At 67.3% G+C, this 16,972-nt stretch carries 17 protein-coding genes and 1 pseudogene; 16 read left to right on the top strand and 2 right to left on the bottom strand.

The features are described from left to right. Positions 1-48 precede the first annotated feature (48 nt). From ACPXYO_RS10300 to ACPXYO_RS10340, 9 genes are read left to right on the top strand one after another with little or no spacing between them, the layout of a single operon-like run. Positions 49-267, top strand: a complete 219-nt coding sequence (locus ACPXYO_RS10300; RefSeq protein WP_423919877.1) for a biotin/lipoyl-binding carrier protein — start codon at positions 49-51, stop codon at positions 265-267. A 32-nt stretch (positions 268-299) separates the two neighbouring features. Continuing rightward, positions 300-980 (top strand): heme ABC exporter ATP-binding protein CcmA, encoded by a 681-nt coding sequence (gene ccmA, locus ACPXYO_RS10305; protein ID WP_423919880.1) that lies wholly within the window; start codon positions 300-302, stop codon positions 978-980. Beyond that, the gene (locus ACPXYO_RS10310; protein ID WP_423919883.1) at positions 970-1,638 is read left to right on the top strand and encodes a heme exporter protein CcmB; all 669 of its coding nucleotides are present in this window, start codon (positions 970-972) and stop codon (positions 1,636-1,638) included. Before ccmA ends, ACPXYO_RS10310 begins: the two co-directional genes overlap by 11 nt. Positions 1,639-1,658: 20 nt before the next feature. Next, on the top strand, positions 1,659-2,486 hold the full coding sequence (gene ccsA, locus ACPXYO_RS10315; RefSeq protein ID WP_423919886.1) for a cytochrome c biogenesis protein CcsA: 828 nt from the start codon (positions 1,659-1,661) through the stop codon (positions 2,484-2,486). Then, positions 2,483-2,647 carry a hypothetical protein gene (locus ACPXYO_RS10320; protein WP_419554180.1) on the top strand — a complete coding sequence of 55 codons (165 nt, stop codon included), beginning with the start codon at positions 2,483-2,485 and terminating at the stop codon, positions 2,645-2,647. Before ccsA ends, ACPXYO_RS10320 begins: the two co-directional genes overlap by 4 nt. Then, positions 2,644-3,207 (top strand): cytochrome c maturation protein CcmE, encoded by a 564-nt coding sequence (locus tag ACPXYO_RS10325; RefSeq protein WP_423919890.1) that lies wholly within the window; start codon positions 2,644-2,646, stop codon positions 3,205-3,207. The genes ACPXYO_RS10320 and ACPXYO_RS10325 overlap by 4 nt, the downstream gene beginning before the upstream one ends. Next, positions 3,204-5,198 (top strand): heme lyase CcmF/NrfE family subunit, encoded by a 1,995-nt coding sequence (locus ACPXYO_RS10330; RefSeq protein WP_423919893.1) that lies wholly within the window; start codon positions 3,204-3,206, stop codon positions 5,196-5,198. The genes ACPXYO_RS10325 and ACPXYO_RS10330 overlap by 4 nt, the downstream gene beginning before the upstream one ends. Then, the gene (locus ACPXYO_RS10335; RefSeq protein ID WP_423919895.1) at positions 5,195-5,917 is read left to right on the top strand and encodes a TlpA family protein disulfide reductase; all 723 of its coding nucleotides are present in this window, start codon (positions 5,195-5,197) and stop codon (positions 5,915-5,917) included. The genes ACPXYO_RS10330 and ACPXYO_RS10335 overlap by 4 nt, the downstream gene beginning before the upstream one ends. A gap of 7 nt (positions 5,918-5,924) precedes the next feature. Further along, the gene (locus ACPXYO_RS10340) at positions 5,925-7,130 is read left to right on the top strand and encodes a cytochrome c-type biogenesis protein CcmH (protein WP_423919898.1); all 1,206 of its coding nucleotides are present in this window, start codon (positions 5,925-5,927) and stop codon (positions 7,128-7,130) included. A 146-nt stretch (positions 7,131-7,276) separates the two neighbouring features. Here ACPXYO_RS10340 and ACPXYO_RS10345 read toward each other — a convergent pair whose 3' ends face one another. Together ACPXYO_RS10345 and ACPXYO_RS10350 are read right to left on the bottom strand one after the other, a co-directional pair. Beyond that, positions 7,277-7,783 (bottom strand): hypothetical protein, encoded by a 507-nt coding sequence (locus tag ACPXYO_RS10345; RefSeq protein ID WP_423919900.1) that lies wholly within the window; start codon positions 7,781-7,783, stop codon positions 7,277-7,279. A gap of 398 nt (positions 7,784-8,181) precedes the next feature. After that, entirely contained in the window at positions 8,182-9,225 is a 1,044-nt protein-coding gene (locus ACPXYO_RS10350) for a helix-turn-helix domain-containing protein (protein WP_423919903.1), read from the bottom strand. Positions 9,226-9,432: 207 nt separating this feature from the next. Between ACPXYO_RS10350 and ACPXYO_RS10355 the strand changes: the two genes are divergently transcribed. The 7 genes and pseudogenes from ACPXYO_RS10355 to ACPXYO_RS10385 all read left to right on the top strand — a co-directional run bounded on the left by ACPXYO_RS10355 (position 9,433) and on the right by ACPXYO_RS10385 (position 16,962). Continuing rightward, positions 9,433-10,617 carry an Mrp/NBP35 family ATP-binding protein gene (locus ACPXYO_RS10355; protein WP_423919906.1) on the top strand — a complete coding sequence of 395 codons (1,185 nt, stop codon included), beginning with the start codon at positions 9,433-9,435 and terminating at the stop codon, positions 10,615-10,617. Between the two features lie 17 nt (positions 10,618-10,634). After that, on the top strand, positions 10,635-12,251 hold the full coding sequence (locus tag ACPXYO_RS10360; RefSeq protein ID WP_423923806.1) for a protein adenylyltransferase SelO: 1,617 nt from the start codon (positions 10,635-10,637) through the stop codon (positions 12,249-12,251). 93 nt (positions 12,252-12,344) lie between these two features. Continuing rightward, entirely contained in the window at positions 12,345-12,572 is a 228-nt protein-coding gene (locus ACPXYO_RS10365; protein WP_423919909.1) for a CopG family transcriptional regulator, read from the top strand. Further along, a complete protein-coding gene (locus tag ACPXYO_RS10370; protein ID WP_423919912.1) occupies positions 12,569-12,961 on the top strand; it encodes a type II toxin-antitoxin system VapC family toxin in 393 nt (130 codons plus the stop codon). The genes ACPXYO_RS10365 and ACPXYO_RS10370 overlap by 4 nt, the downstream gene beginning before the upstream one ends. Positions 12,962-13,374: 413 nt before the next feature. After that, positions 13,375-14,736: a hypothetical protein gene (locus tag ACPXYO_RS10375; protein WP_423919914.1), complete on the top strand. Its 1,362-nt coding sequence runs from the start codon at positions 13,375-13,377 to the stop codon at positions 14,734-14,736. 53 nt (positions 14,737-14,789) lie between these two features. After that, positions 14,790-15,563, top strand: a pseudogene (locus ACPXYO_RS10380) (IS256 family transposase); the annotation flags it as partial. Between the two features lie 208 nt (positions 15,564-15,771). Then, complete coding sequence (locus ACPXYO_RS10385) at positions 15,772-16,962, top strand: IS110 family transposase (RefSeq protein ID WP_423919916.1); 1,191 nt, start codon at positions 15,772-15,774, stop codon at positions 16,960-16,962. Positions 16,963-16,972 lie beyond the last annotated feature (10 nt).

The following is a 16,972-nucleotide window of genomic DNA, read 5'->3' on the forward strand; positions in this document are numbered from 1 at the left end:
ATTAGCTTGGCGCAGGCTTTTGGCCCGGGTCCGTGGAGGAGAAACGACTTGTTGGACGTTCGAGCTGAGTTGACTGCGACCGTGTGGAAGGTGGTCGCCGACGTGGGAACCGCCGTCGCTGCCGGCGACGAATTGCTCATCCTCGAGTCCATGAAGATGGAGATTCCTGTCACTGCTCCCGAGGGCGGCACGTTGGCGGAGATGCACGTGGCCGAGGGCGACACCGTCGCCGAGGGCGATGTGCTTGCGGTGGTCGCCACGCCCTGAGCGGCCGAACCCACCCGTAGCCTTGACGCTCCGTGGCAGCTGCCGTTGCCTTCGAGGGCGTCGTGGCCCTGTTGGACCGCTTTCCTGCATTGGCGGGTGTGGACCTCACGGTGCAAGCCGGCGAGATGGTCTGCCTGAGGGGTCCCAACGGCGCAGGCAAGAGCACGTTGTTGCGGGCGTGTGCGGGTCTCGTGCCCTTACGAGGCGCGCGAGCCGAGGTGCTGGGCTTCGACCTCATCGCAGACCGTCGCTCAGTGCGGCGTCACGTCGGATTGCTGGGACATCGGGCCCCGCTCTACGGCGATCTGAGAGTTGACGACCAGCTGCGCCACTGCGCGGCCCTGCATAGCGCGGCCTCCGCCGAGGTCTCAGCCGCGGTCGAACGCTTTGCACTCGGTGGTCGCCTGACCGCAGTTGCCATCCGACGGCTCTCTGAGGGTCAGCAGCGGCGAGTGGCGCTGGCCTGCCTGACCATCGCCCGCCCGCGGCTGTGGCTGCTGGACGAGCCGCACGCTGGACTTGACGAGTCGAGCAGGGACGCGCTCGACGAGATGCTGGCCTACGCCGTCGAGGCGGGAGCCACGGTGATGTTCGCGACGCACGAGACGGGCCGTGCACGGGTTGCGGCCGCTCGCCAGGTAGTGCTCGCCGGCGGCCGGGTCGAGGCGATCGCTCCCGCGCCACGCACGGACGGTCCAACCGATGTGGCGTGAGATCTGGCTCGTCTGCCGTAAGGACCTGACCGTCGAGCGACGGGCCCGTATAACGCTCATCCAGATCGTCCCGACGGTGCTGCTCATCCTGGTGGTCTTCGCATTCGCATTCGACGCAAATCCGTCCTTGCTTGGCGCCGGGGCGGGCGGTCTGTTCTGGGTGGCCGTCTTGTTCGGAGGCGTGCTCGGGGCGAAGCGCAGCTTCGACATCGAGGCCGAAGGTGGGAACCTGGACGCGCTGCGCCTCGGCGGGCTGGTGCCCGCGGCCATCCTCTGGGGCAAGGCGGCAGCGCTGGCCATCCAGCTCATCGTGGTAGCCGTATTCACCGCCGCGGGTCTGCTGGTGCTCTACTCGGTCACCGTCGACGACTGGCTCCTGGTCGTTGTTGCAGGGCTCTGTGGCACAGCTGCGTTTGCCATCTGCGGGACGCTGTACGGGGCGATGACGGTAGGTCTGCGGTCGGCGGATACCCTGCTCCCGCTGCTGCTGATCCCGGTGGCAGCACCGGTGCTCTTGGCCGGAACCCGGGCGTTCGACGTGGCGCTCGGGACCAGCGCCGACCAAGGCTGGAGCTGGACAGCACTGCTGGCAGTGGTGCTGGTTACCTACATCGCAGTGGGTTGGGCGGCGGCTGGTCCGCTGCTGGAGGACGCCTGAGTCATGAACGCGGGCTCACGATGATCGGGACCGCTGAGCCCGACCTGCGCCAGCAGGCGCAACGCACCGCGTCGCTGTCGATGACCGGCAGCGTCGCGACCCGGGTGCTGGGTGTGGTGGCGATCGCGGCAGTCGCCGTGATGGCACTGCTGGCGCTGTGGATCTCGCCCGCCGACAGGGTGCAAGGCGACGCCGTCCGGCTGATGTACGTGCACGTGCCCTCGATCTGGGTCGCCTATGGCGGCTTTGTGCTGACCGCATTCGCCAGCGCCAAAGTGCTGTGGCGGACCCGCAGCGGCGCCGGAGGCTTGGAGGGCGTCATCGCGGATCGACAGGCGCGGCAGTGGGACCGCGTGGCTGGAGCTGCCGCCGAGCTCGGCGTGCTGTTCACCGCACTCACGCTGGTGACCGGGTCGCTGTGGGGGAAGGTGACCTGGGGCACCTACTGGCAATGGGACGCCCGGCTGACCACCACCGTCCTGCTGTTCGTGACCTATCTCGGCTACCTGGCGCTGCGGCGCCTGCCCGCCGAACCTCGCTCGAGGGCGCGGCGGTCGGCGGTGATGGCCCTCATCGCGGTCGTCAACCTGCCGATCGTCCACTACTCGGTGGATTGGTGGCGCACGCTGCATCAAGAGGCCAGCTTGAACCTCGGGCTCGGGGGCGACCGCAATTTCGCCGGCGAGATCTATTGGACCCTCCTGTATTCATGGGCCGTCTTCACTGTGGTGGCGCTGTGGATCGGCATCCACCGCTACCGGGTGCTGCGCCTCGAAGAACTCGCCGAGGAAGCAACCCTGGAAGAGCTCCTCGAAGAGCGCCGCAGCGAACAGGCGGCGGGACGATGACCTACGCAGCAAACGTGCTCACGGGTTACGTGTTGGTGGCGGCCGCAGTTGTGACCTACGCCCTCTGGCTAGTCCGCCGCGGCCGCGCACTCGGTCGGGACCTGGGGATTGGCAAGACAGAGTCTGCGGGGGATCCGAGCAACGAGACCGCACAAACATGACGGACCTCAGCCCCCGGCACCCGCTCGAGGAGGCTCCCGATCGTGCAGCGGCACGCAGGGAGATGGGGCGCCGACGCAAGGCCATGGTCGGCGGGTTCGTGCTGCTGCTGCTCATCGCGGGCGGCGCGGCAGCGATCGCCGGACTGCGCAACGCCACCCTGTTCTTCCGCAACGCCGATGAGGCCATCGCCGAGCGCGTCGAACTCGGCGACCGCCGGTTCCGTCTGCAGGGACGGGTGGTGCCTAGGTCGGTGGAACTCGACGGCGGCGTGACCACCTTCGAGGTGATCCACAACTGCGCATCGGTGTCGGTGCGGCACTCCGTCGACCCTCCAGACCTGTTCGAATCGCCGTGGATCCCGGTGGTGCTCGAAGGCCGCTGGGTAACCGGGAGCGTCGTGACGGTTGCCGGTCGAGACACGCACTTCTTCTCGAGCGACAACATGCTCATCAAGCACACCAATGAGTACGAGGCGGCGAACGCGGAACGGATCCCAGATCCCGACGAACCGCCCGAGGGCTTCCTTGACAGCTGCCCGTTCGAGGTGCCCCGGCTGTGATCGCCGTGCTGGGCACGCTCGGCGTGGCCGTCGGCCTCGTCAGCGCGCTCGGCGGTGCCGGAACGCTGGTCGCTGCGAGAGCACTGGGGCAGCCCGAGCGGTGCCGCCAGGCGCTGGCGTGGATCGCGGCAATGGCTGCGGGCTGCGTGCTGGCCGTCGGCGCGATGGAGTTCGCGCTGCTCAGCGACAATTTCTCGGTCGCCTACGTGGCGCGCAACTCCACCATCGCCACCCCGTTCATCTACAAGATGGCGACACTGTGGGGCGCGCTCGAAGGGTCCATCCTGCTGTGGGCACTGGTGCTGTGCGGCTACGTCGGCACCGCCGCGTGGCGATTTCGCGGCCGGACTGCCGAACCGACGGTGGCATGGGCGCTAGCGGTGATGCTGGGCGTCTGCATCTTCTTCTTTGCACTCCTCGCCGGTCCGGCGAACCCGTTCGCCACGCTGGCCAACCCTCCCGCAGACGGCGGCGGCTTGAATCCGCTTCTGCGCAACCACCCGCTGATGGCGATTCATCCGGTGATGCTGTACCTCGGCTACGTCGGCTTCACCGTGCCATTCGGGTTCGCTGTGGCTGCGCTCGTCACGGGGCGGTTCGACAGCCGCTGGCTGGCCGATACACGCCGCTGGACGCTCGTGGCATGGGGCAGCTTGGGCACGGGAATCATGCTGGGCGCCTGGTGGTCGTACGAGGTCCTGGGCTGGGGCGGGTACTGGGCGTGGGATCCCGTCGAGAACGCCTCGCTGCTGCCGTGGCTGACCGCCACAGCGTTCGTGCACTCGCTGATCACCCAGCAGCGGCGCCAGATGCTGCGTGTGTGGAATCTGTCGTTGCTCATTGTGACGTTCGCGTTGACGATCTTCGGCACGTTCCTGACCCGCTCAGGCGTGCTCGAATCGGTGCACGAGTTCAGCGAGTCCTCGCTGGGGCCCCTACTGCTCGCGTTCTTCGCCGTGATCGTGGCGACCGGCGTGGTGCTGGTGGCGTGGCGCGGCGAAGCGCTGCGAAAGCCCGCGAGCCTGGGATCGATCTGGTCGCGGGAAGGGTCGTTCCTGGGGAACAACCTGCTCTTCGCGGTGGCGGCGTTCGTGGTGCTGCTTGGCACGGTGTTCCCGCTTCTGGCCGAAGCTGTGTCGCAGGAACGGCTGGCTGTCGGGCGGCCGTACTTCGATCGGATGCTGGCACCGGTGGGCATTGCACTGCTCGGGTTGATGGCCCTGTCCCCGGCGCTGAATTGGCGCGACACGCCTGCTGAGCTGCGTTCGCGGCGGATGCTGTGGCCGGCTGCGATCGGCTCGCTGACCATGGTGCTGGCGGTGTGGGCCGGTGCGCGCGGCCTGTGGCAGGTGCTGGCGCTGGGCTTGGGGGGATTCGTGATCGGCAGTGCCGCGCGGCTGTTGTGGCTGGGCGTGCGGCGCAACGGCTGGCGTGGCCTGCTCGGCCGCACCGGCGGCGGCATGATCGCCCATATCGGCGTGGGCGTGATCGCATTCGGTTTCATCGCGTCGAGCGCGTACGGGTCCGAAGGCGAGTTCACGCTGTCGCCGGGTGAATCCGGCGTGGTTGCCGGCCACGAGGTCACGTACCTGGGCCTGACCGACACGATCGAGAACGGCAACCGGGTGGTTCGGGTGCGTGTGGACGTAGAAAACCGGGGCACCTTCGAGCCTGCGGTGACGCGCTTCGCCGAATTCGGCCAGCCGATCTCGACGCCGTCGGTGGCGACGAGCCTGGTCGACGACGTGTACCTGGCGCTTGCGACCATTCCCGAAGAAGGCAGCAGCGAGGTGGCGCTGCGTGTGCTCATCAAGCCATTGGTGGCGTGGATGTGGCTGGGCGGCGCCGTGCTTGCGCTGGGCATTGCTGCGGCATTGGTGCCGAACCGCATCGGAGCGCGGGACCGGGTCCCGCGCGGGGGCGGTGCTCGCCCAACCGTCGACTCTGCACAGGAGCGAGCCGGTGCGGCTACAGGGGAGCGCCGCTCGTGACGCCAGAACCTGAAGGGATGTCGAGCGCGGAGCCGCAAGCGCCCCTCGACAGCGACAGCGGCAGCCGCCAGGTGGCGCCGCGTCGCCGAGCCTGGGTTCGGATCACGGCGGTGTTCGTCGGACTGGCGGCGGCGGGCCTGATCGCGCTCCTGGCGACGCGAGACTCCGACGGCGGCAGCATCCGGGCTGCCAGCCCGCTCATCGGCGAATTGGTGCCACCGCTTCGAGGCGAGCTGATCTGGCCGCAGGAGCAGTTCGTGCAGGCCGGCGGTGCGCAGGCGATGCCGGGTGTGCATATCGGTCCCGACGGTGTGGCGCGCTTCGACATCGATGCAGCGTCGCCCCGGTGGGTGCTCGTCAACTTCTTTGCGTCGTGGTGCGTGCCGTGCGAGCGTGAACACCCTGCGCTGGCCGAATGGGTCTTCCGCCATCGGTACGACGGCGCCTTGATTGCCGTCCCGTTCGGCGATCGGACCGACGATGCCGTCGCGTTCTATGAGCGTCTCGGAGGCAATTGGCCGGTCATCGACGATCCCGATTCCCGATGGGCCGTCGAGTTCGGAGTGTTGCGGCCGCCTGAGTCGTTCCTGATTACGCCCGAGGGCATCGTGGCGGCCCGCTGGCAGGGTCAGATCAGCGCTGACGATCCCGACGTTGTCATAGCGCTGCTGCTGGGTTCCGCTAGCGAGGGCGCAGCGACGTCGCAGCCCGGTTCATGAGCGCAGCATGAGCTCGCCCGAGAGCACCCCGCCCGCCGCGACGACCCGGCCGCAGCACCGTGGTCCCAGAATGCGGCGTATCGGCTGGCTCGTCGTCGTTGCCGTGGCGATCATCGCTGCCGTCGTTGCCGCCACGGCGTCACGCCCGCCCGCGACGGAGGCCGAGCGCGCCTACGAGCTGAAGCAAGCCACGCTCTGCCCGGTCTGCGACGGCCAGAGCGTGCTCGAGTCGAACGCGCCAGCGGCCGCTGCCATGCGGCGCCAGATCGATCTCTGGGTGGACGCCGGTCGCAGCGACTCGGAGATCCGGGCCGACCTCGCTGCCGCCTACGGCGACGATGTGAACGCGCTACCGCCAGGGGAGGGAGTGGGCACGCTGGTGTGGGCGCTCCCGGTGGCCGCGTTCGCCGCGGCTGTGGCAGGCCTGTGGGCCGCAACTCGTCGCTGGCGGGCTCGGGCGCGTGCTGACGAACCACCCCGAGACGGCGCCGGGGAAGCTTCTGCGCCTCAGCATCCGCCTGAAGAGCCACGGCCGCGGCGATTTCGCTTTGTCTCGGTCGTGACCGTCGGCGCCCTCGTGCTCGTCGGCGCGCTGGCTGGCGTGCTCGTGGCGCGTTCGGTCGGGCTGCGCCTGTCGGGCGAGACCATCTCGGGAGATATCGACCGCTCGGCCCGTTCGCTGCTGGTCGATGGTCAGCGCCAGTTCGCTGCGAACCAGCTCGACGAGTCCCGCGCCACGCTGGAGGAGATCTTCCGCCTCGACCGCGACCTGCGCGGCGCACTGGTGTTGTCTGCTCGCTTGCACCTGCGTCACTGCGAATCGCTGTCAGCTCAGGGCTCGTCCAGTTCCGGCGAAACCGCCGATGCACTTGTCGCCGGCTGCGACCTGCAGTCGGCGCTGGTCGATCTCGACCGGGTGCTGGCCGAAGATCCCAACGACACCGAGGCCTTGGCCCTTCGTGGCTGGCTGCTGGTGCGCATCCTCGATCCCGAGCTGATCACCGCGGGCATCGCATCGCTCGATGCGGCCGTGGCGCTCAACCCTGGCGAGTTCGATCCGTGGGTGTTCCGCGGCTACACGGCCCGCTTTGTCGAACGCGACCTGCCTGCTGCCATCCGTTACTACCAGTCGGCGCTCCAGCGCAACCCGCCCCCCGCCATGGCAGCGGCCCTCGAGAGCGCGATCACAGAGATGCAGGCCGAACTCGAATAGCTGACCGTAGGGCGAGAGCAAAGACGCGCAGTCGAACACCTCCGAGCGCGGGTCCACTCCGGTTGGCGCATCGACCGCAGGCCGAGCGGATCCAGCGTCACGCCTGCGCAAGCCGAATCGCCGACAGCTTCGAAGACAAGACGCGTTCAGCATCGGCGGGCGTTGTACTCGACGATGCGCCTGTACCACTCGCTGTACTTGCGCTCACGCTCAGCTCGTCGTAGGTACTTGGCATCAGATTTCTTGCCTCCGCTGGCTCTCGCCGTCGCGGCTCGAGCCAGGAACTCCTCCGCTTTCCGATCGCAACTCCGAATCGCGTAGTCGTCGAAGTGGCTGAGCTGGTGGTTGATCTCTTCCTTGAGACTCACCTTGACTCGATCCCGCCCTGCAACGCCGAGAGCTTCGACCCGACGCACGGTGCGACGCAAGCGGATCCGTGCGATGAATTCCAGCGCAAGGTTGCTCGCGATACTCATCGGTACCAGCACCCACCACATCGCCCATCTCGAAGTGACCATCCACAGGATGGTCACTGTGATCGCCGACGCCATGGACAACAGGTGGAGGCCAAACGCGACATGGTCCTGCCGATAACTGGCGAGACGTCCGTCAGACCAACGGACCCTGCCGAGCACTTCCGTTACCCATGTCATCAACCGATTTCAGAATCCGAGGTTCCGCGGCGCATGATCATAGAACACAACGACGTATCGCAGCGATGATTAGCACCCGCTCGGGTTTCTCGCGTTGCACGTCGGAGTATTCCTTGGGCGGCCGCCGCCAGATCCGCCACAGGGTCTCGTGGCGGCGTTGTGGACGTGTCCCGTGTCAGGCTTTTTGAGACAGGTCATGGTTTGGTGCTGACCTGAAGGAGAACCCTGATGGGCCGTCAGCCCACCAAGTCCGTGGAGGACAAGACGAGAATCGTGCTGGCTGTGTTGCGCGGCGAGATCTCGATCGCAGCAGCAGCCCGGCGAGCACGAGGTCACCAAGACTCGCTCGCAGAGGTCCGTCGTTGCGGCGTTGTATTCGCCCTGGTGACTGGGCGTCATCAAAAGCCAATGAGCTCGCGACGCAGATAGTCGGCCTGCTCACGCCCGCGCTTTGGGTCGCGCCGGAGGTCGAGAAAGAGCCGGAAGCGATTGGTGGTCCATACGCCGTTATCGCGGGTGCGAAATGCCAACGGCGCATCACCTGGTTCTTGGAGGAATACGACATTCGGACCCGAAGCGACCTCCAGCGCACCGAGGTCTTCACAGACGGCGCTGGGGTCTGCGGTGGCCTCCAGCCAGACTTCTGCGACAGCGACGTTGGTGACTAGTGGCGCGATACGCGCGACCGCTGCCGCTCCGGTCAGGGCGTAGTCGATCGCGGTCGTTTCGAGTCCATCGCAGAGCGCGTCTGCCAGGTTTCTGTCGGTGGGCGTAAGCAGGAATGCAGGTCGTCGCAGCGGCCGGTCACGGTGCTCCTCCGCCCACAGATCGAGCAAGGCCGCTGGGTTGGCGAGGCGCCGAGTCTTGGTCGGTCCGGCACCGTCAAATTCGACGACACCCTCTCCGTCGAGGCGCTGCAACACTCGATGCGCAAGTCCGACCGACACCCCGGCTCGCTTTGCCAAGTCAGTAACGCGCCAGGGGCGTTTGGCCTCAAGGAGCATCGCTTGAACCACCAGACTGGACTTGCCCGACAGGCGGGTCGGGGGAGGGGCACGCTTGGGACGCGGCTCGCCGGTGATTCTCATGATGAGTCCGGGCAAGTTCAAGCGGATATTGCCGAGACCGTCGATCGACCCGATGTCTTCCGTGCCGAGGATTTCGCGAGCCCTGTCGGTCATTTCGCGTGCGATGACCACCGTCGGTATCGAGAGCTGTCGTGCCTGATGAGCGATGTGATGGGCGGCGGCGCTGCTGACTCGGGTCTTGACTTGAATCGCTATCGGTGTCGCTGAGCCACCGTGGCGCACGACGGCATCGGCGTGGTGAATGTGGCCTTGCTCCACCGTGACGCTGAATTCTGGGATCGCTCGCAGGATGCGGAATACCTCAGCTTCAAGTTCTGCCCCTAGATGCCACTCAATATTGTTATTCACATTCATTGTGAATATAGTACCAACTGTGAATTTCCTCCCCTTGCCATGTAGTCAGCTTGATTCACATTCGCAGTGAATAGAGAACAGTTGTGAACTGAATGAGTGGGCTGATTGACGGTCGCGCCAGTAGCGTGCGAGGCGGGCCGCTGGTGCGGCTGCAACGCCGGTGCAGTCACCACGCGGCAATCGATCGCAACCGGTCAGGGGCACCCAGTGAGGGCCAAGCGCCGAGATTCAGCCACCGACAGCCGAGCAGCGACCGTCACCGATCAGCAGCTGGCCGCCGCTGTGGCCGACGTGATCGACCCGGAGCTGCGCCGGCCCATCGGCCAGATGGGCATGCTGCGCGCTGCGGCCGTCGCGGGGCGTGCCGCACAGGTGCTGGTCGCCCTGCCGTCGCGCGATTGGCCCGCTGCCGGACACGTCTCGCACGCTGTCAGCGAGGCCGGGTGTGCGCTCGACGGCATCGACGACGTGGTCGTGGAATTCACCGTGATGGACGAGGCCGAGCAATCGGCGCTGCGGGCTCAGCTCATCGGCGATCCTGCTGCCACCGCGGGCACCCACGAAGGTCACGGTCACGCCGAAGGGCGGTCCGTGCCGTTCGCCCAAGCTGGCAACAAGACCCGAGTACTGCTGGTGGCCAGCGGCAAGGGCGGCGTCGGCAAGTCCAGCGTGACGGTCAATCTCGCGATCGCGCTGGCCCAACGCGGCACGCGCACCGCAGTCATCGACGCCGACGTGTGGGGCTTCTCCATTCCCCGGATGCTCGGCGTGAACCGTCCCCCCACCGTGATCGACCAGATGGTGGTGCCCACCGAGGCGCACGGTGTGCGGTGCATGTCCATGGGCTTCTTCGCCCGCGAGGACCAACCGGTCATCTGGCGCGGCCCGATGCTGCACAAAGCGCTTGAACAGTTCCTCACCGATGTCTTCTGGGACGATCCCGACCACCTGCTCATCGACCTGCCGCCAGGCACCGGCGACATCTCGCTGTCGCTGGCGCAATTCCTGCCCCGCTCGGAGCTGCTGGTGGTGACCACACCGCAGCCCGCGGCCCAGAAGGTCGCTCAGCGTGCCGCCCACATGGCCTCGCGTGTCAACCTGCAGGTGCGGGCGGTAATCGAGAACATGAGCTGGTTCACCGGTGACGACGGCAAGCGCTACGAGCTGTTCGGTTCGGGTGGCGGCCAGGCCCTGGCCGATGAGATGGATGTGCCGCTGCTGGGTCAGGTGCCGCTGGTGCCGCAATTGCGTGCGGGCGGAGACGAAGGCATGCCGATCACGGCTGTCGACCCCGACAGCGAAACCGCCGGCATATTCCGGGACATGGCGCGCCTGCTCTGCGAGGAACACCTGCCGACCCGCCGCTACAACGAAGGATTGAAGCTGTTGTGAGCACATCGGCGGAGCCGATGGTTGGCTCAGGGGCGGAGCCGATTTCCTCGCTGGACGAGGTCCGCTTCGACAACCGCTTCACGTCCTCGCTCCCGGCCGATCCCGACACCGTCAACCACCGCCGGCAGGTGATTGGCGCCTGCTACTCGCGGGTCGCGCCAACACCGGCGCCCACGCCGCACCTGCTGGCACACAGCGCCGAGATGGTCGACCTGCTGGGGTTCGACCCCGACCTGGTGAGCGATCCCCAGTTCGCCGCCGTGTTCGCCGGCAGCACGCTGCTCGACGGCATGGACCCCCACGCTCATTGCTATGGCGGGCACCAATTCGGCTCGTGGGCCGGTCAGCTCGGCGACGGCAGGGCGATTGCGCTCGGCGAGATGGTCGACCGCAACGGCCAGCACCAAACCCTGCAGCTGAAAGGGGCCGGGCCGACCCCGTACTCCCGCACGGCTGACGGGCTGGCGGTCCTGCGCAGTTCGGTACGCGAGTTCCTGTGCAGCGAGGCCATGGCGCACCTCGGCGTGCCCACCACGCGGGCGCTCAGCCTCGTGGGGACCGGTGACTTCGTCATCCGCGACATGCTCTATGACGGCAACCCGGCGCCTGAGCCGGGAGCAGTGGTCTGCAGGGTGGCGCCCTCGTTCGTGCGATTCGGCAACTTCGAGATCTTCGCCTCCCGGGGCGACATCGAGACGTTGCGCACGCTGGCGGATTTTGTCATTGGTGCCGATTTCTCCCATCTGGCGGGCGAACCCGCACCCGGTCGATACGTGCAGTTCTTCGACGAAGTCGTGCGGAGCACCGCGGAGATGGTCTGCGAGTGGCTGCGTGTCGGCTTCGTCCATGGCGTGATGAACACCGACAACATGTCGATCCTGGGCCTCACCATCGACTACGGCCCCTACGGCTGGATTGACAACTACGACCCCGACTGGACCCCCAACACCACCGACGCGGCCCACCGCCGTTACCGGTTCGGCACACAGCCGGCGGTCGCACAGTGGAACCTCATGCAGCTTGCCAACGCGCTGTACCCGCTGATCGGCGAGGCAGAGGGCCTGCAGGCGGCGCTTGACGGCTACGTGCCGTATTTCGAGCAGAAGTGGTCGGCGATGATGGCCGCCAAGCTGGGGCTGCCCGCTATCGATTCCGATGCTGACCGTGAGCTGGCCTCGGGCGTGCTGGCGGTGCTGCGGCTGGTCGAGACCGACATGACGGTGTTCTGGCGGCGTCTCGCCACGGTGGTCACAGCCGACGGCTTGGATTCGGCTGAGCGCATCGCCCCGCTGGCAAACGCCTACTACCGGCCCGCCGAGGTGACCGACGAGCACCGCTCGGCGACAACCGAGTTCGTCGAGCACTATTCGGCGCGGGCACGGGCACTGGGCATTGCCGACCCGGCCCGGACCGAGGCAATGAACCGGGTCAACCCCAAGTACGTGCTGCGGAACTACTTGGCGCAGCTGGCCATCGACAGCGCAACGCAGGGACGGCCCGATGCCATCGGCGAGCTGCTCGACGTCGTGCGCCGTCCCTACGACGAACAGCCTGAACGGGAGTCCTACGCCGCGCTGCGCCCGGACTGGGCGCGCACCCGCGTCGGCTGCAGCCAGCTCTCCTGCAGCTCCTAGCGCGTCGGCCGCTGGGCCTTGAGTCGGTTGGCAGCTCTGAGGTCTCGCCGGCCGGGCCCGCTGATGGTGCGAGAAGTAATGTATACTCCATATATGCGGCGTATACAGCTATACATTGAGCCAGACATCGACGATGCGCTGTCGGCGGTTGCCGCCCGACGCGGGGTCTCGCGTTCGGCACTCGTGCGCGAGGCCGTCCGCCTTGCGCTGCGTGGTGATGGCGGTGTGCTTGCCCCGGACCCGCTGGACGCGCTCGTCGGCAGCATCGACGTCGCCCCTGACGATGATCTGGACGCGGTCATCTACGACACTGAGTCGTGAGGTTCGTCGACACCTCTTTCTGGATCGGTCTGCTGGTCCCCGGCGATCGCCGCCATAGCGACGCAGCCGCGTTGTGGCCGGGCAACAGTCCGCTGCGGACGTCCAACTTGGTGATGGGGGAGACCTGGACGTGGTTGCGCCGCCGTGCTGGCCATTCGGCGGCTCTGCGCTTCGTCAACCTGGTGAGACAGTCGCCGCGCGTCTCGATTGCGCTGGCCGATTCCGCCGTTGACGAACGGGCCTGGGAATGGCTGGCCACCCACGACGAGCGCTCGTACTCCTATGTCGACGCCACGAGCTTCGAGATCATGCGCCGCGAGAGAATCACCGAAGCGCTTGCATTCGACGGCGACTTCAGCGCAGCGGGCTTCGTCGAAGTGCGCCCCTGACGGAGTCTCGCCCGCTGTCCAACTTGGCCAGGGCTTGGGCTCTCTGCTCGTCGGGGCATACGGCGCCGTAGCCGGACTTGCAGGCCACGCCTCAGTTCACGTGCTCGCCAGCCGAAGGCCTCCCGGAAGCTGACAGCTACCTGAAACCGCAGTTCAGAGGCGGTTTTGGGGTGTGCGTGAAACGTTCGTATTGCTAGCGCGTCCACGTGGGCCTGTCAAGCCAATTCGCCGCGTGGGCTCTGCTGGCATGCCGAACAGCGCGCGATAGCCGCAAACCCGCGTAGCCGCTGAAGAACGCCTGCCCCGGCGTCGCGCACCCGCGCGACCAGCCGGCTCTCCGTGCCGTGTCTGTTTCTGTCCGATTCCCGCGTGCGCAAAACGAAGGAATCCCACACAAACCGGAGGTACCCGCCATGATCCGACGCAGCCAGCGACGCCGAGCCCCCTGTGCGATATTCCTGCTGTTCGCCGCGGTGCTGGTGACAGTGCCCGCAGCCACCGCCGACGAAGCCGCCGCGCACGACCAGACCGAGCAGCGCTGCGACTACGACCCCCTCACCAACGTTCCCTTCAACTGCCGACAGGTGCCGGTGACCCACACGCACACCGCCCCGATCATTGCGCCGCCGCCCGACACCACGCCCCGCCCGCCGTCGTGCCCATCGGGGCAGCACTCAAACGGCGGAGCCGGCCGCAACTGCCACGCGCACAGCTTCACCCCGCCATCGTGCGGCACCGGGACATGGAGCCCGGGCCACGGCCACACCCCGGTGCCCCGACGCCCCTGCCCGCCGCCGGAGTGCAGCTCGACTCAGCACGACCACGGCACCACCGACTGCCACACCGAGACCCCCGCGAACCACCACTGCACCAGCACCGCCGCCCACCAGCACCCTCATGGCACCGGCACCTGCCATTCGAGCACCCCGTCGAATCACCATTGCAGCAGTACCGCGCACTACCACGACACCACGAGCTGTCACCCCAAGACGCCGGACAATCACCACTGCACCGGCACCGACCACGAGCACCCTCATGGCACCGGCACCTGCCACGCCAACACCGCGACCATTCACCACTGCACCGGCACCGCGCACACTCACGGGAGCACCAACTGCCACACGTCCACCCCGACTAATCATCACTGCGACGCCGCCGAGCATCAGCACACACACGGCGCGGGCGGATGCCACACGAACACCGCGACGAGCCACCACTGCACCGGTACCGGGCACTGGCACGGCTCAACGAGCTGTCACCCCGAGACCCCGGCTAACCACCACTGCGAGACGACCGAGCACCAGCACCCCCACGGCTCAGGCACCTGCCACGCCAACACCGCGACCATTCACCACTGCACCGGCACCGCGCACACTCACGGGAGCACCAACTGCCACACGTCCACCCCGACTAATCATCACTGCGACGCCGCCGAGCACCAGCACACACACGGCGCGGGCGGATGCCACACGAACACCGCGACGAGCCACCACTGCACCGGTACCGGGCACTGGCACGGCTCAACGAGCTGCCACACCGAGACCCCGGCTAACCACCACTGCGAGACGACCGAGCACCAGCACCCCCACGGCTCAGGCACCTGCCACACCTCAACCCCTGCCGACCACGACCACGACAGCACCGAGCGCCCGGATTGCCCCGGCGCTTATAGCTGGAATGCCGATCGGCAGGGGACTGTCCGGAATTTTGTGTATCGGGCGTGGTCTGAGGGTCCGCAGCTGTGTGCTGTGGGCCGGGAAGGATCATGTCTGTGACTGATCAGAATCTGTCGGCGTTGCCGGCTGGCGACGCTGCGGGCGAGGCGGCGATGAAGGACTGGGCCGAGCTGTTGGTCGCCAGGGCGCGCACCGAGGGCGTGGAGCTGACCGGCGACGGGGGGCTGCTGACGGGTCTGGTGCGCCAGGTGCTCCAGACCGGCCTGGAGGTCGAGATGGCCGAGCATCTGGGCTACGAGCGTCATGCCCCCGAGGGACGCGGGACGCCGAACTCGCGCAACGGGTCGACGCCCAAGCGTGTGAAGACCGAGATCGGCGAGGTCGATCTGGCGGTGCCTCGCGACCGAGAGGGCACGTTCGCGCCGGTGACGGTCCCCAAGCATCGGCGCCGGCTCGAGGGCCTGTCGGGGAACGTGATCTCGCTGTACGCGAAGGGCCTCACGACCGGCGAGATCCAGGCGCACCTGGCCGAGATCTATGACACGTCGGTGAGCCGGGAGACGATCTCGAAGATCACCGAGGGGATCGTGGCCGACATGGCGGTGTGGCAGAACCGGCCCCTCGATCCGGTGTATCCGGTGCTGCGTTCGACGCGATCGTCGTGAAGGTCCGTGACTCCCAGGTCGCCAACCGGCCCGTGTATGTGGCCATCGGGGTCGATCTTCAAGGCGAGCGCGACGTTCTGGGGCTGTGGCTGGGCCCCGCCGGCGGGGAGGGCGCCAAGCAGTGGGCTGCGATGCTCACCGAGCTGCGAAACCGCGGCCTGGCCGACGCTTTGATCGTGTGCTGCGACGGTCTGCGGGGTCTGCCCGAGTCGATCCGGGCCACCTGGCCCGACGGCCACGGTGCAGACCTCGTTGGTTCATCATGGGCGGGCCCGGAAAGGTTCCGGGTGTCATCCGCATCGGCGGAAGAGAACCAGTGCAGACCGACCCGGGAGGTCCAGACGCAGACCTGTTCCTTCCGTCGATGGCGGGCTTCGAACTGCAATCAGGAGTTGCGCTGCGAGCGCCGAAACGAGTGACGGTGGTGGCCTGTCGAGGCGGATGAGCCGACCTCGACGGAGGACAACACATGGCAACCTTTGCCGGCATCGACTGGGGCGGGGCTCATCACCAAGCCGCAGTCGTCGATGACATCGGGCGAGAGCTGACCAACCAGCGCTTCGCCCACGACCGAGCGGGCATCGACGAGCTCGTCGTTGTGCTGCGCGGTCACGACGAACTCGTTGGAGTCACGATCGAGCGAAGCGAGGGGCTGCTCGTCGAGCGGCTCCACAGCGAGGGCTTCGCAGTGTTCCCGGTGAGCCCGCGGGTTTCAGCAGCTGCCCGCGAACGGCACCAGGCCGCCGTTCGCAAGAACGACCGCTTCGACGCATTCGTGTTGGCCGACCTGATGCGAACCGACAGCTGGAGATGGCGGCCGCTCTCGCCCGCGTCGGCGCTGGGGGCCGAGCTGCGGGCCGTGACCCGGCATCGACGCCAGTGTGTCGAGAACCAGATCACCGTGGAGGCGCAGCTACGCGAGACCCTGATCGCGTATCACCCCTCTGTGACCGGCTTGTTCTCCAGCGTTGACCGCGACGTCACGCTTGCCTTTCTGCGTGACTACCCGACCCCGGCGGCTGCTGGCCGGGTCGGCGAAGCGCGCATGGCCGGCTTCTGTCGCCGTACGGGCTACTCGGGCCGGGTCCCGCCTGCTGTGCTCGCCGAGCGGCTCCGCACCAACCTGCTCACCGCAGCAGAGGGCAGCGTCGCCGGACACAGCTACGCGGCTCTGGCGTTGGCTGACCAGCTCGAGCTGCTGAACAACCAGCTCCGGTCCTACAACCGGCGCCTCGATGAACTCCTCGCCGACCATCCCGACCATCAGATCATCGACAGCTTCCCCGCCGTTGGCCGTGTCACCGCGGCCGAGCTGATCTCAGAGATCGGCGAGGACCGCGGCCGCTACCCCACAGCCCAGGCGCTGCTCGCCGAAGCCGGCGCAGCACCGGTGACGCTGTCGTCGGGCAAGATCGAACGGGTCCGGATCCGGCGAGCCTGCAACCGCCGACTGCGAGCAACCACCACGAGCTGGGCCTACGTGCTCAAGCGAATCGACCCCATCTCAGCAGATCGCTACGCCCGGGCCTGCCAACGCGGCGCCACCAAGCACACTGCCCTGCGTGCCGTCGCCTCGAGCTGGATGCGCGTCCTGTGGCGCTGCTGGCAAGACCGCACTCTCTACGACCCGGCGATCCACCGACCCCAGACGCCCCGCTGACCTGACGCCA

It is taken from the genome of Candidatus Poriferisodalis sp., from assembly GCF_965237655.1.
Lineage (GTDB): Bacteria > Actinomycetota > Acidimicrobiia > Acidimicrobiales > Poriferisodalaceae > Poriferisodalis.